Below are 14890 nucleotides of genomic sequence, written 5' to 3'. Positions count from 1 at the left end.
ACTATTGTGACAACAACTATTATAGACCTCTAAATGAGAATGTCAAGAGGGCATCAATTATTTATATGGTTACACTCCTATCCCCATATAGCACTGGCATCGGAAGCACTTCTGTTCAAACGTGAAAAATCTGTATGGACAAATGATATCGTTGATAACAATAAAAACATCAAGCCAATGATTAGAATAATAATAAAGGACATTACAGGAGTAACAATAAAACCATTGATACTAATTGCTACTTCCTCTTTCACAAGATCTGCTGTTGAAAGGTTCGTTTTCTCTAAAGTAATCATCCTAAAAAAAGCAGTAGCATATGTCATGGGATTAATATAGGCTAGATATCTGAGAGTTTCTGGAAGCATGGACAAAGGAATATAAGCTCCAGATAGGAAAGTTAGAGGCATTGTAACTGCTGTTTTTACAATCTGAAAGGTTTGACCATTACGAACTTTCGTTGCCATAAATAAACCAACTCCTGAGAATACCAACCCTATAGCTATCATGGATACCAGTACATATATAGGTGTGGACCAATGTCTAAATCTTATTCCAATAAATAATCCAATAATTAGAATTAATATACCTTGAAGCGTTGCAACCGTTGCTGCTGATAATAATTGTCCCATTGCAACAGCTACTCGTTTTGCTGGCGAAACTAACACTTCTTTCATAAAACCACTTACCATATCATCAACTGTTGTAGAAGCCAGATTAAGTGAACTTTCAAATACTGTTGTTATAATAACACCCGACAACATATATGCAATGGGGTTATCAATAACGTCATTTTTAAATATTGCACCAAATACATAGACAAAGAATAATGGGAAAATTAATGAAAATACCAAACCAGTTTTATTTCTAACAAAGGCCTTTAGCCCTCTTACCCATAAAGCAATTACGGTATTCATCTTAAGCCTCCTCCCTAATTTTTTTACCGGTTATCTCCAGGAATACATCGTTAAATGTTCCTTTTTTAATCTCTAAATTCGTAATATTTTCTTTATGCTCACTAAGGACTTTAAGCAAGCCCTCCAGGTTTTCTGCTTCTACTTTGTAATAGCCATCTTTTTTCGTATAATCTAATTCAAATTGTAATAATAACTTCTCAAGTTCTTCTTCATTTTTGGTTGTAATATAAGCTTTATCCTTTGTGTATTTCTTTTTTAATGCATAAGGAGTATCGTGAGCTACAATAACGCCCCCGTCCATGATTGCGATTTTACCGCATATTTCTGCTTCCTCCATATAGTGTGTAGTCAGAAAGATTGTTATATTTCTTTCCTTTTGCAGCTTAATAATATATTCCCATATATGAGCTCTTGTCTGTGGATCAAGGCCAGTCGTTGGTTCATCAAGAAATAATACCTTAGGATAGTGGATTAATCCTCTAGCAATTTCAACACGTCTTTTCATACCTCCAGATAATGCGCCAACCAACTTTTTTCTCTCCTCCAGTAGATCTACCAGTTTCAGAACAAATTGAATCCGCTCCTCCACTTCTTTCTTATGAATATTATAAAAAACGCAGTGCATTTTCAGATTTTCTTCTATGGTCATTTTCGTATCCAGAGTTGAGTCCTGAAATACAACACCAATTGTTGACCTCACATCACTTTTTTGTTTTGTAACGTCTTTACCATCAATAAGTAGAGTCCCTGATGTCTTTTCAAAAATCGTGCATAAGGTATTAATCGTAGTACTTTTCCCAGCTCCATTTGGTCCAAGAAAAGCAAAAATGGAACCCTCCTCTACATTAAAAGAAATATCATTTACTGCCGTAAAGTTGCCGTATTTTTTTGTGAAATTTTTAACTTCAATAATCGGGTTCATCTTCATTCATCCCCTTTCACATAGTTTTACTACTATAAATCTTTGTAGTAAAAAATTCATATTATTATATTTTTACCGTATCTTCTTTAGAATAAACATATTGATATTGTTTTTGATTAGATAGTATCTTACTGAAATATAAGGTATCCCCTCAATTTACATGGGAGTAAATAGAGGGGATACACTTATATTTCATATTCTTTTTATCGTTGCTTTGGAGACTTAGAGGAAGACTTTTGCTTTCCGCCACCCGCCTTACCAGTTGTTATTCTTCGATTATTTGAATTACTTGAATCCTTTTTACCGAATTTATTTATTTTTGAATGACTCTTTTTTTCTTTCAAGGTACCATCCGCAGCCATTCGTAATTTTTTCTTTTCGACTGGCGCCTTCTTTACAGTTCCTTGTCTGTTAGGTTCTTTTTTCTCCGTTGGTGTTGTAATAACCATTGGAAAGGGATGATCTTTAATCTCGGTAATACGTATTCCAATCAATTTTTCAATATCTGCAAGCATTTCTTTATCATCAATACTACAAAAAGAAATTGCTTTTCCACTTTGCCCTGCTCTGCCTGTTCGCCCAATACGATGTACATAAGTTTCAGGCATATCAGGCATATCAAGATTAATAACATAGGAAAGTTCGTCAATGTCAATACCTCTTGCTGCTATGTCCGTTGCAACCAAGACTCGTAACTTTTTATTTTTAAAATCACTAAGAGCAAGTTGTCTAGCATTTTGCCCTTTGTCCCCATGAATTGCTTTTGCACTGATTTCTGATTTTACTAATTTATGCACTAAACGATCAGCATTAATCTTTGTTCTTACAAAGATTAGAACAGAAACAATCGATTCGTCTTTTAACAGTTCCAATAATAGATTTTTTCTGTTTTCCTTATCAACGAAATATACATATTGTTCAATGGTATTAGCAGTGGAAGATACCGGAGATATGTTGATTTTATCCGGTTTTGATAAGATTGTACTAGCCATTCTTGCAATAGCAGGAGGCATCGTTGCAGAAAAAAGCAGTGTTTGCTTTTTAATCGGAGTTTTATCAATGATCTTATTGACGTCATTAATAAATCCCATATCAAGCATTCTATCCGCTTCATCCAAAATAAACAGTTTAATATTCTTTAAATCAATGATATTCTGAGTAATTAAGTCATTTAATCTACCTGGAGTTGCAACAAGTATATCCACACCTTGTTTCAATTGTTCTTCTTGAGGTTTTTGAGGAACACCACCAAAAATAACACAGTATCTTAAGTTAGTATATTTACCATAAGCGTTAAAGCTTTCATAAATTTGCAGTGCAAGTTCTCTAGTAGGCGTTAATATTAAAGCACGGATGTTTTGATTCACACCACTTTTTTGATCCGTTTTATGTGAACCCATTTCTTCACAAAGAAGTTGTAACGTTGGTATAGCAAATGCAGCTGTTTTACCTGTACCAGTCTGTGCACAGGCCAACAGATCTTTTCCAGTTAGAATCGATGGTATCGATTTTTCCTGTATTGGTGTAGGCTCTTTATAATTTTCATCATTTAACGCTTTTAATATTGAGGGTATAATCTTTAGTTCTTCAAATTGCATTTAAGCTCCTTTTCTATTTCATCCAGTTTATTCACTGGTTTATCATACACTATATTCACGTGTATTGATATATTTTTTTAGTTCTTGTATATTACATTTATTAATAAGTTGGTTTTTACTCCTCCTAGCACTTTTATTATTGTACATCCTATGCAGCTATGATTCTATACCATGGCTGCATATTAAGATATAATTAATATACTAACTACTACTATTGATATTTTTTTGATAAATATTTACATCTGTTTTTTATAAAGCAACTATTATAGCCCTTGAAGGGAGAATATCAAGTGGAATACAAATTTTATCACTATATATTTTATTATGTATTACTTCTTAATCACCTTTACCCTATACAAAGCAAAAACACTAGAAAGGAAAATCAATAATACAATTGTGGCAGCAAATCCTCCTTCTGCCCCATTCATGCTACTAACCCATAATGAATTATTATCTAAAACGGATGGTATTATTGTATCCTTCGCTACTAAACCACTATTGGGTAATCCAAATACTATTTGATTCAGAAAATTCCATCCTGCATGTATCGCACTTGATGTAACAATATTCTTTGTTATTAGCATAATAATGTTGAAAGCTGTTCCAATCAAAAAAATATTTACAAAAGAGAATATATTATTTCCTTTATTAAAAGAGTGTAACAATGCAAATATTATGTTGGTAACTATAATTCCATAAGATAACCCTTTCATTTTACTAAGATGTTGATATAAAAATCCTCGAAATACAAATTCCTCTGCAAATGACTGTATCATAATTGAAATAAATACTAGAGTGATACCTATAGCATTTACCTTAATCCCACTATTAACAAAGTACTAATGAATAATCCGATAATATATTGCTTGCTGCCATCCCTCCATGTAGTATTCAATCCTAGACTTTTAACTGACTCTTTCTTAATATACCTTTGATATAAACAGATGAGCAAAATAATTCCGAAGAAAGACATATTCTCTGAAATCACATTTATACTATCAGGTGTTATATAAAAAAATGAATTTGTATCAAATATTTTTAATATAGAAGAACTTATTGAACTAAAAATCTCTCCAAATACCAATCCTCCAAATACAATGACAATAGTAACAATTATAATTGGTAACGAGTAACTTTTTTTATCTCTCATATGTAAAGCCTCCTTTTATTATACAATTCATGATTGACTTATTAGTTCAATCACATTTACATATATTAGTCCAATTACTTTATTGTGTCAAATATTAACATTTGTAACATCTGTTTTATATAATACTTCCTCTAAAGCAAGAATAACTCCAAGCATAGATTATTTCCTATCAATCTATACTTTGAGTTATTCTATTTAATATATTAGTGTGTTCACAAATATAATTATAATCTGTCTAGTAAAATTGGATATCTATTAACTTCTCAGCAGTGCCCATATCCTTGAATTCCGAGACAATGTATTCATAAATATCATTTAAGTCTCGTGCAGCCTTTGCCATCAACTTAACCTGATACTTATTCAAAATGTTTTCTCCTTAATCCTGCTAGAGTATCTTTTGCGTCTAGTAATATTCCTTGTGCCTGATATTCCTCTTCTGCTTCTGCTATACAATCATCTATTCTATGATTTTCAGCTATTGCCTCATATGTTTCAATACTCATAACTACCATATCGCCATAACCATTTTTGGTAATAAAAATAGGTTCCTTGACTGCATGACAAGCATCTGATATTTCATTTGTATTTCTTAAATCTGTAATTGGTCTAATCTGTGGCATATAAAACACCTCCTTTAAATGTACATTATTATATCATAATTATGTACATTTCTCAACTAATATCATTTCCACTGCAGCCATAAGAAGTATATAGTTTTTTCCAATTTGCTAAAAATGAGTCTATAACTGTTTTTATAGATTTACTAATATATTTATCTAGTTAATAAAAATCAAATTAAATACTCAATGGTTCTCTGCCATAACCCCAACCAATTTATGCGGTACATATGCTTCTTCCAAATAAGCAATTTCTTCTGATGTTAATTTGACTGAAACAGCCATAACTGCATCATCTATATGAGATATTTTCGTCGCACCTACCACTGGAGCTGTTACGTTCGATAATAACCAACCAAGCGCAATTTGAATTCGAGTCATACCCTTCTTCTCAGCTAATTCAGCAACTCTTTCAATAATGATAGCATCTTGTACAGCGGTAGATTCATATTTCCCTTTGGCATAACTATCCTCTTCCAATCTCTTTGAAGTTTCTGTAGGAGGTTTTACCAGACGCCCTGATGCAAGAGGACTATAAGGCGTGATAGCTATATTTTCTTCTCTACAATATGGAATCATTTCTCTTTCTTCCTCGCGAAATAGAAGGTTGTAATGCCCTTGAATTGATACAAATTCAGCCCATCCATTCATTCTTGCAATCGCATTTGCCTTTGCAATCTGCCAGGCATAACAATTCGATATGCCAATATGTCGAACTTTTCCCGCTTTCACCGCTTCATTCAATGTTTCCATTACTTCTTCGATTGGGGTATGATAATCCCACATATGACAAATGTACAAATCAATATAGTCGGTAGCAAGGTTTTGTAAGCTCATATCTAACAGTTTATTAATATGCTCTTTTCCACTTATATGATTGGCAATCTCATCTGTTGTTCTAGGAAAAAACTTCGTTGCTAGGATAATGTCTTCACGTTTCGCATATTCCTTAATAGCACGTCCTACAAATTGCTCGCTGGTTCCACCGGAATACCCTATTGCAGTATCAATAAAATTAATCCCCAAGTCAAGTGCATGTTTAATGATTTCTTTTGATTTATCTTCATCCAATGTCCATGTATGCTGTCCAACACTCGAGATTCCAAATCCCATTGTTCCCAAGCACAATCTTGAAACGTTCAAATCTGTCTTACCAAATTTCATATATTCCATTGCATCTACCACCTTTCTTCAAGAAATGCTGAGGTTCTATTTTTTGAGTACACTTCCTATGTTTACAACTATTTTATTAGTTTTTCCTTCTTTGACTTCTTCCATGCGTTTACTATTTCCATGGTAATAGGTTCACATTTTTGGTCATAAGTACCTAATTTATAATTGATTACATCCAAGCTTTCTTGTATTTCAGCCATCTTTTTCTCAAGACTATCTTTTGCCTCTATTAAGATTTCTTTTCTTGCGGGTTTGGTATCTTCACCTTGTAAAGCTAATTGAATATATTCTCGAATTGCTTCCAAAGACATTCCTCCACGCTTAAAACGCATTGCAAAGTCAATCCAACTTAACGCTAATTCATCGTAATCTCTAATACCAGATTCCGTTCTAGGTATTTCCGGAATTAGACCAATTCTTTCATAATATCTGAGATTGTCAACCGATATTCCAGTTCTTTCTGCAGCATCTTTAATTGTCATAATCACATTCTCCTTTTACTATCTTGATCCATTATAAATGCTTAACTGGACTTAAGGTCAATAGAGAACTTCTTCTATTTTGATTTTCAATTAGTTTCACTTTGTTTTGTTATTATTCTTTTCCAAGTGTCATACATTTTGCAATCACATCACCTGTTCTTAGATAATTATAATTTGGCATTTCAAATAATACCGGTTTAAATTTCGTATAATCAATCTTTCCGTTTTCATTTACAATTGTATCCTCTACAAATGTATGTGCTATCTTAAGAACAAAGTTTTCAAATACTCCTACTTCGTAAATATCTGCTACAGTGCATTCCATAACAACTTTCGCATCTTTCATCATTGGAGCACCTGTTTCTCCAACTTCATACTCAAAAACTTCTGATTTATCAACCTTGCTTCCTGAGTTACAACCACAGTAATCAGCTTTCTTAATAAGAGCTTCATCTATCACATTAACTGATAAAACTTTTGATTCCTTCACACCTTGATTGATATAATGTGGCTTAGCAAGACTCACAAGAAAACTATCATGACTCACAATACCAGTATGTGCAACTAAAGTCCATGTTGGCTTTCCATTTACCATTGCACCAATAACTATAACAGGTGTTGGATATAATCCTAATGTTGATCCTAAATCTTTTTTCATTTTTACCTCTTTCCTACAATCTGTATCTACTTATTTTATAAATCATAATTCAGTGCAGTGATTTCACTTACTTGCAAGAGTGAAATCACAAACGTTGAGAGTGAACGCGTTTTTCTTTCGCTCTTGTATCATCTGATTTTTACTACGATTTATATATCTACCATAAACCCTTAACTTGACTCAAGGTCAATAGTTATTTTTATTTTTAAACTCTCTTAATTCTATACCTCATACCTTTTTAGATTTTCCTCTAATTTGAGCATACGTTCTTCATATCCATCTATTTTGTTATCCAGGTACTTTAAGGTATTCATCAGTTCCTCGATTTTATCAGCAATCTGTCTTCTCTGTTCACATAATAATTCTTTTCTAGCATCAATCGTATTATTTCCCTGTTGAAATAATCTTACATATTCAATAAGAACTTCTATTGACAAACCAGAACGCCTCATACACTTGATAAAATAAACCCAACGGCAATCTTCTTCTGTGTAATCCCTATTACCACTACTGTTACGGGATACCGGCGGTATTAATCCAATGCGCTCATAGTAACGCAAAGTATCTGCTGTCAAATCATATTTTTTACCTACTTCAGCAATTGTCATAGTCTACAACTCCTCCTAGTCAACACCATATTTAATAGTTCTATACCCATTTTTCAATTAATTTCTTTGCATTACCGACACTTCCACCATGAATTGCTAGGTCAGATTACCTGGAATCTTGTCCAACTATCTTTTTTATAATGCCATTCATAAATAATAGATTTCACAATCCAGTCAACAAACATAGCTACCCATGTACCAAGCATACCCATATGAAAACCCAGTGCAAACACATAGGACAGAGCAATCCTGCAAAGAATCATGGATACAATGCTGACTATCATTGGGAATTTTGCATCCCCTGCTCCACGGAATACAATTGGAAGCATATAACCTGATGGCCATATCAATATCATCATGACTGCATGTGCAATTACTATAGTCCACGTCATAGAATTCGCTTCTGCAGACAAATTATATACTTTTAAGATCAATGGCATAAATGCCAATACAATCGCAGAGCTGATTATAAAACTGATATGCATGATACGTCTTACTTTCTTTTTGTAATATTTCGCTTGTTCATAATCACCTGCACCAACACATCTTGATATTATGACAGAAAGTCCAAGATTCATTGCCATTCCTGGAAGCACTTCAAACATAACAATAGTTCCAGACACAGAATTGGCCGCAATAGATGCCGTACCGAAGATTGATACAATACTCAATACCACTAATCTTCCCAGATAAAACATGCCATTTTCAAAACCAAATGGAGCTCCTATATTTAAGATTCGTTTTAGCATAGAGAAATCAAATGGCGTGGTCACAAAATTTGTAATTCTAAGTTCCAAATCCTTTTTATGGGCTATGACTAATATAATCAAAGCTGCTCCAGCTCTAGAAACTAGAGTTGGAATTGCAACACCAATAACGCCCATATGAAATCCTGTTACAAGTAGTGCATTTCCTGCAACGTTTAAAATATTCATGATAATCATAATTTTCATTGGTAGTTTTGCATTTCCCATTGTTCGAAATATGGCCGCACCAGCATTATAAAGTGCAAGAAACGGAACCGAAATTGCTACCACCATAAAATACTGGTTTGCCGCATGTTCCACCTCTTTTGTGACCTCCCCAAACAAATTGTGTAGAATGAGTGGCTTGCATAAATAAAGCAATACAGTGATCATGAGAGACAGCACGAAAGATGCCTTTACCAACTGATTTGCTGCTTTTCTTGCACGATCATCCTCTTTTCGGCCAAGATATTGACCTGCTATAACTGAACCTCCAGTAGCTAATGCGGCAAAAATACTTATAATGAGTGCCATTACAAAGTCTACTAATGAAACCCCAGAAACAGCTGACTCACCAACCTGAGCTACCATCATGGATGCTGCCATTCCAACAGTATATTCCAACCCTTGTTCAATCGTCAGCGGTAAAAATAGCGAAAATAAATCACGGTTTGTAAAAAAACGCTTTTTTTCTAAATTTGTTTCCATTGAAATACTCCCTTCCTTCGTACTCTCATACTACGTCTAAAACAGTAAAGAGTAGATTTCCGTTTTTAATATATCATCTTGAGTTAACTCCAAGGCAAGAAAATTTTTAATATTTTAAATATAAAAATTCTGGTATATGTTTTTATTCTTATACCAGAATTTAATTATTTAGTGATTTATATCTTTAAATAATAGAGTTGAGATGATACTATAAGTATTGTTTTCACTATATCTGGCTAAAATACTCCAGTTGATTTATTGATCATTTTTTTCTGAATTAGATTTCTTTTCAAGTAAATTTAGATTAATGAGCAAAAAATAACCGTTGAACACTTTAATGCTCAACGGTCATTCGTCTAGTTCTCTTAAGACCTCCTCATATTCGCAAGTTTATAGTTACTTTCGTTTTATGCTAACTTCTGAATAAGTCGAATCTTTTCTCTCCAATAACGGTTCCTTGCTTCCTTTTAGATAATGTTCAAAAAAAGCAAGTACATATGTATTCGTAATCTTTGTCTGTTTATTTGAGTCTATGTTTCCCAAAGCACCTAAAGTCTTTCCGATTCTTGGTATAACGGTATTCAAATCAGTGAAGTTCATATGTTCAGTTCCTTCTACATTTACAATCATATAGTTTTTCTGATTAGGGTTGTAACCATCACTGGCTCTAAATTTGATACTACTATCTGAACCTGTCCCTAATACCATAAAAGGCTGCTTAATGAGGTGATCTACAGCATCTCCGAATGGTGATCCATCAATATTGATAAATGCTTTAAAACGACTGTCTATAAGACATGCTTGTCCAGCTGCGGCCCCTCCAAAAGAATGGCCAAATACACCAATTTGACTTGTATCTATTTTGCCTTTAAAAATACTTTCTATTGATCCCTCATTCATTTTTTCTATCTGGTTTGCTATAAATATTAAATCTTCTGCCCATACTCTAACATCAGCGTTGGACAATTCTGCTTCTTTAATCATGGCTCTCTGCATTTTAGGTGTTGCTTCATCTTCTGAAAATTGATTCTTTACTTTATCAATGGCTTTGGACGTATCATCACTTAATGCATCACTTAATTGCTTACTATATGGTAATATTGTTCCATCTGAATATATTGTTGCAAAATCGTCATTTGGATGACTAACTGCAAAAACAATGTATCCATGACTAGCGAGTTCTTCCATCTGTATCGTATTCTGTCCATTAAACATTCCGGCACCACCAGAAAATAAAACAACCGGATACTTTGCTGATTCATTTGAAACAGAGGAACCAAGATAACTGTTCGTTTCTACAAGACAAAACTGATCAAAAATATTTGGAAGCCCTATCATCTTGGAAAATAAACTTGCAACTTTATGGTTATTCATCCAATGAGCACGTTTCTTCCCACTTATATCAGAGGCTGGATACCATACCTGTACTCCAATTTTTTGTGCTTCTTTCTTATTCGTCAGTATATTTGTTCTGGATGGGTTGGTAAAATCCATTATAATTGTTCCTACTTTACTTGGTCCAGAAGGCTTAGGTAGATGAATAACTGGTAAAAACCAAGATAAAATAATTGAAATTAGAAAAGCTATGCAAAAAACTATAATTCCGAATGTGTATATAAATCTATGCTTTTTCTTCGGTTTCTCGTTGTTCTGTATCTGGTTTTCCTGATAATGATCTGCCCGACTTACAGTCTTTCTTCGCTTTTTAATTAAAACTATTATGAATAAGATTATACTCAGTAAATACAGTGGTCCCATTACAAAACGAAAGCCTTCAAAACTTATACATATTAATGCGATTATAATTGCACTTCCAGGTATAATCGTTAATAATTTTCTGTATTTTATTAATAATTGGCTTTTCTCTCCTATAAAAAAGGTAACAATGATTGCTAATAATAAGATAGTGGTATATATCAATTCAAATATTCTCATTTTTCTCCTATCTGCCACTTTGGCATTTTATTTTATTTTAATTACCACACTATCTTACACATATTAGTTTAATTTAAGCGAAACAGTACCTTAACTTAAGCTTAATTTTCTCTCTGGCAGATGAACCATGAATGTAGTTCCTTTATCTAGCTCACTATTAACGGTTATTATTCCTCCATGTGCTTCAATTAATTGTTTCGCAATAGCAGTTCCTAAACCACTTCCTTTCACTTTTTCTTCACTGGTATTCGTACCACGGTAATATCGATCAAAAATATGTTCTAAAAGCTCTTTTTCCATTCCTTTTCCGTTATCAGATATTTCTATATCAACAGAAGTCCTTACCCACTCATCCGTCTTGTGGTTAACAGCAATAGTTATTGTTGTACCGCATTCATTATGACTGATTGCATTCCAAAGTAAATTATCTATAATTCGTTTAAACCATTTTTCATCAATAGGATATAAAATCTCATCATCCTGCTTATTTAAAAAGTCTATTTTAATTTGATTGGCTACACCGTTATTCAACAAATCGATAATTGATCTTCTAACAATCTCAACCAGATTTTTAGTTTGCAGATTAATCGGAAGAGCATTATTACTTAGCGCAAAAGTTAAACTTAAATCTTCTATTAAATCTTCCATATAGGCAGCTTTGTCACTTATAATTTCTGCATACATCCGTACTTCTTTTTGATCATAAGTATATTGCTCTGATGCAAGAAGATTGGCATAGCCTTTAACTGATGACAGTGGAGTCCTCATATCGTGGGATACTCCTGCAATCCATTCCTCCCTTGATTGCTCCAGCTTCTCTCTCTTAATGTCATTTTCTTTCAGGTTACAACTTAAAGATTCCATTGCTTGAATTAACTCTTCATGGGTTTTGTAAGATCTGCGAAGCTGATTATTAGAATTACGGAATATTGGTGTTCTATTATTACGAATCGGTTCCTGGTAGATACCTTTTGAAATATTTTCAATCCACGCTAATATATAAAGAACCGGCTTACCCAACTGTATTCCAAATAATATGGCTACACCAAATAAAATAACAATACATAATATTGCTACTCCAATCCATAGCCGGTAATCATCCTTGATATCATAATGATAGGATGTACCATATATCCATGTGAGCTTCTGTGAACTAACTTTTTTGAACCAAGTGTAAATTTTATAGCCAGATAAATTCTCTGCTTTTCGATATGATAATAATTCACCAGGGGCATAGGAAGATTGAATTATTTCAGGCTTATGATAGCTGTATAGCTCCTGGCCTTCTTCATTCAAAATCTGGATCCAACTGTCACCTTTCATTAATTTTTTTAATGTATCCTGAGATATAAATATTTTTTCATTCTCTACTACTGTGTCATTGGCAATACATTTTAATAACTCAGATGGTTCGAATCCAAATGATTGTTCCATCCAGCCACTATTCGGTAAAAAAGCTAAACCTATAAAAATAACAACCACCATTACCATCAAGGCTAAAATACTTGCTAGAAATTTGATTGTTACACTTTTACTGTATTGAATAAAAAGCACCTCCTGCTAGATAACTAAAAATATGTTTAAACTACTTGACTAATTTGTAACCTAACCCCCGTACAGTTACTATTATTTCTGGATTGCTAGGATCTTTTTCTATCTTCTCGCGAAGTCTTCTAATATGTACCATAACCGTATTATCATCACCAAAGGATTCTTCTCCCCAAATATGCTCATATAGTTGAGTTCTGCTGAATAAGTGGTTAGGATGCTGGCACAAGAATATAAGTAGCTGTAACTCTCTCGCTGGACAGTCCATTCGCTCTCCTTTCACAAATAATTCTCCAGACTCCTCATAAACTTCAAAACGATCCATCTGAAAGCTAAAATACTCTTTGCCAATTTTCTTCTGCATAGAAAATTGTCTCTTTAAATGTACTTTAATTCTTGCTACAATTTCTAATGGGTTAAATGGTTTGGTTATATAATCATCTGCACCCATTGCGAAACCAGTTAATTTGTCTAGGTCAGAGGTTTTTGCAGTTAAGAAAAGAATCGGAGCCTGTGAACATTCTCGTATTTTTTTACACAAGTCAAGTCCATTACCATCTGGTAATATCACATCCAATATAATAAGATCATATTCCTTTTTCGTTATTTTCTCAAAAACCTGCTCAACAAAGAAGGCTTCCTCGACCTGATGGAAGCCTTCTTTGTTTAATGTTATTCTGAGTAGATTAGTAATCTCTTGTTCATCGTCTACTAATAATATCTTTGCCTGATTTAATGTATCTTCATTTGTCATTATGTTATCTCCAGCCATTTTTATAAGAATCAGTTACATTCTTTTTATTATACCATACGCAACCAAAAAACACTATCTTCAAACATTGGTTCAATATACTCTCTAATCAGTTTGATTCTATCCTTAGCGCGTGGTACAAAAAGAGATGCTATCGAAACTACCATTTCTTTCTTCCCATTAACGTAAATCACATTTCCCCCATCTCCCATTGCTGCATAGCAATGTTCTTTCTCATTAATGATCCACCACAGATAACCATACGGTAGATTCCCCCATTGGCTACACCTACTATGCTCTTTCGTACTCTCATCAATCCACCATGCTGGTACAACTTGCGTTTCCTCCCATACTCCACGATTCAAGTACAGTTGTCCTATCTTTGCCATATCCATTGGTGTTAATGTAAGACCAAAGCCTGCTGTATTTATCCCTTGTGGATCAACAACCCAACCGCTAACATCTTTATCTTGGAAAAATGCTATATGTTCTTCCTTATCATGTAACACTACATCAGATCCAATATGAATATCCAATGGCGTGAATAAATGGTCTGTAGCAAAATCAGATACGGATTGTCCTGTTGCTTCAACAAGAATCCCCGACAGGATATGGCTTCCTACTATTGCAGAATACGTAAATTTTCCGTTCTCTGCTTTCCCCCCTAATAAATTCAGTGCAAAATCTATCCAATTATTACTTGTGAAAAATTGTTCATATGGCTCAGACTTATATTTATATGGAGCCGTCATAGTCAGCATATCTTTAATCGTAACACTTTGTATTGCTTTTTCACCTGTCTTAACAGTGTAATCAGGAAAGTAATCCAATACTTTCTGATCTACGCTTTTGATATAGCCTTTCTCTATAGCGATGCCGATCAATATAGAAATAATACTTTTTGTTACCGATGCTATATGAATCTCATTAGTTGCAGTATATTTATTAAAATAGTTTTCATATATTCTTTTACCATCTTTAAGTACAACAATGCCTGTGGTGTTGTTATAGCTACTGTTAATTATCTTTTCTAACCCTATCTTTTTTCTTTGATCCATATGATTCCTCCATTATTTGATC

At 33.5% G+C, this 14890-nt stretch carries 16 protein-coding genes; all 16 read right to left on the bottom strand.

Annotated features, from left to right (window positions below; translation table 11 throughout):
- Window positions 1-77 precede the first annotated feature (77 nt).
- The 16 genes from bsdtb5_RS02780 to bsdtb5_RS02705 all read right to left on the bottom strand — a co-directional run bounded on the left by bsdtb5_RS02780 (window position 78) and on the right by bsdtb5_RS02705 (window position 14868).
- Window positions 78-914, bottom strand: a complete 837-nt coding sequence (locus tag bsdtb5_RS02780) for an ABC transporter permease (RefSeq protein ID WP_271714530.1) — start codon at window positions 912-914, stop codon at window positions 78-80.
- A gap of 1 nt (window position 915) precedes the next feature.
- Window positions 916-1836: an ABC transporter ATP-binding protein gene (locus tag bsdtb5_RS02775; RefSeq protein ID WP_271714529.1), complete on the bottom strand. Its 921-nt coding sequence runs from the start codon at window positions 1834-1836 to the stop codon at window positions 916-918.
- Between the two features lie 203 nt (window positions 1837-2039).
- Complete coding sequence (locus bsdtb5_RS02770; RefSeq protein WP_271714528.1) at window positions 2040-3434, bottom strand: DEAD/DEAH box helicase; 1395 nt, start codon at window positions 3432-3434, stop codon at window positions 2040-2042.
- A gap of 329 nt (window positions 3435-3763) precedes the next feature.
- Complete coding sequence (locus bsdtb5_RS02765; RefSeq protein WP_271714527.1) at window positions 3764-4210, bottom strand: CPBP family intramembrane glutamic endopeptidase; 447 nt, start codon at window positions 4208-4210, stop codon at window positions 3764-3766.
- A 35-nt stretch (window positions 4211-4245) separates the two neighbouring features.
- Window positions 4246-4584: a hypothetical protein gene (locus tag bsdtb5_RS02760; RefSeq protein WP_271714526.1), complete on the bottom strand. Its 339-nt coding sequence runs from the start codon at window positions 4582-4584 to the stop codon at window positions 4246-4248.
- 235 nt (window positions 4585-4819) lie between these two features.
- Window positions 4820-4948 carry a hypothetical protein gene (locus tag bsdtb5_RS02755; RefSeq protein WP_271714525.1) on the bottom strand — a complete coding sequence of 43 codons (129 nt, stop codon included), beginning with the start codon at window positions 4946-4948 and terminating at the stop codon, window positions 4820-4822.
- A complete protein-coding gene (locus bsdtb5_RS02750) occupies window positions 4941-5204 on the bottom strand; it encodes a type II toxin-antitoxin system Phd/YefM family antitoxin (protein ID WP_271714524.1) in 264 nt (87 codons plus the stop codon). The genes bsdtb5_RS02755 and bsdtb5_RS02750 overlap by 8 nt, the downstream gene beginning before the upstream one ends.
- A 183-nt stretch (window positions 5205-5387) precedes the next feature.
- Window positions 5388-6374 carry an aldo/keto reductase gene (locus bsdtb5_RS02745; RefSeq protein WP_271714523.1) on the bottom strand — a complete coding sequence of 329 codons (987 nt, stop codon included), beginning with the start codon at window positions 6372-6374 and terminating at the stop codon, window positions 5388-5390.
- Window positions 6375-6442: 68 nt separating this feature from the next.
- Complete coding sequence (locus bsdtb5_RS02740; protein WP_271714522.1) at window positions 6443-6856, bottom strand: MerR family transcriptional regulator; 414 nt, start codon at window positions 6854-6856, stop codon at window positions 6443-6445.
- Between the two features lie 112 nt (window positions 6857-6968).
- The gene (locus bsdtb5_RS02735; RefSeq protein WP_271714521.1) at window positions 6969-7514 is read right to left on the bottom strand and encodes a flavin reductase family protein; all 546 of its coding nucleotides are present in this window, start codon (window positions 7512-7514) and stop codon (window positions 6969-6971) included.
- 221 nt (window positions 7515-7735) lie between these two features.
- Window positions 7736-8122, bottom strand: a complete 387-nt coding sequence (locus bsdtb5_RS02730; protein WP_271714520.1) for a MerR family transcriptional regulator — start codon at window positions 8120-8122, stop codon at window positions 7736-7738.
- A gap of 101 nt (window positions 8123-8223) precedes the next feature.
- A complete protein-coding gene (locus bsdtb5_RS02725; RefSeq protein ID WP_271714519.1) occupies window positions 8224-9576 on the bottom strand; it encodes an MATE family efflux transporter in 1353 nt (450 codons plus the stop codon).
- Window positions 9577-9972: 396 nt separating this feature from the next.
- Window positions 9973-11511, bottom strand: a complete 1539-nt coding sequence (locus tag bsdtb5_RS02720) for an alpha/beta hydrolase (protein ID WP_271714518.1) — start codon at window positions 11509-11511, stop codon at window positions 9973-9975.
- A 90-nt stretch (window positions 11512-11601) separates the two neighbouring features.
- Entirely contained in the window at window positions 11602-12945 is a 1344-nt protein-coding gene (locus tag bsdtb5_RS02715) for a sensor histidine kinase (RefSeq protein ID WP_271714517.1), read from the bottom strand.
- A gap of 151 nt (window positions 12946-13096) precedes the next feature.
- Window positions 13097-13813, bottom strand: a complete 717-nt coding sequence (locus bsdtb5_RS02710) for a response regulator transcription factor (RefSeq protein WP_271714516.1) — start codon at window positions 13811-13813, stop codon at window positions 13097-13099.
- A 47-nt stretch (window positions 13814-13860) separates the two neighbouring features.
- Window positions 13861-14868 carry a serine hydrolase domain-containing protein gene (locus bsdtb5_RS02705; RefSeq protein ID WP_271714515.1) on the bottom strand — a complete coding sequence of 336 codons (1008 nt, stop codon included), beginning with the start codon at window positions 14866-14868 and terminating at the stop codon, window positions 13861-13863.
- Window positions 14869-14890 lie beyond the last annotated feature (22 nt).

The organism is Anaeromicropila herbilytica, from assembly GCF_016591975.1.
Taxonomy (GTDB): domain Bacteria; phylum Bacillota; class Clostridia; order Lachnospirales; family Lachnospiraceae; genus Anaeromicropila; species Anaeromicropila herbilytica.
Note: the sequence above shows the minus strand (reverse complement) of the source record. Positions and strands in the feature narration are given on the sequence as shown.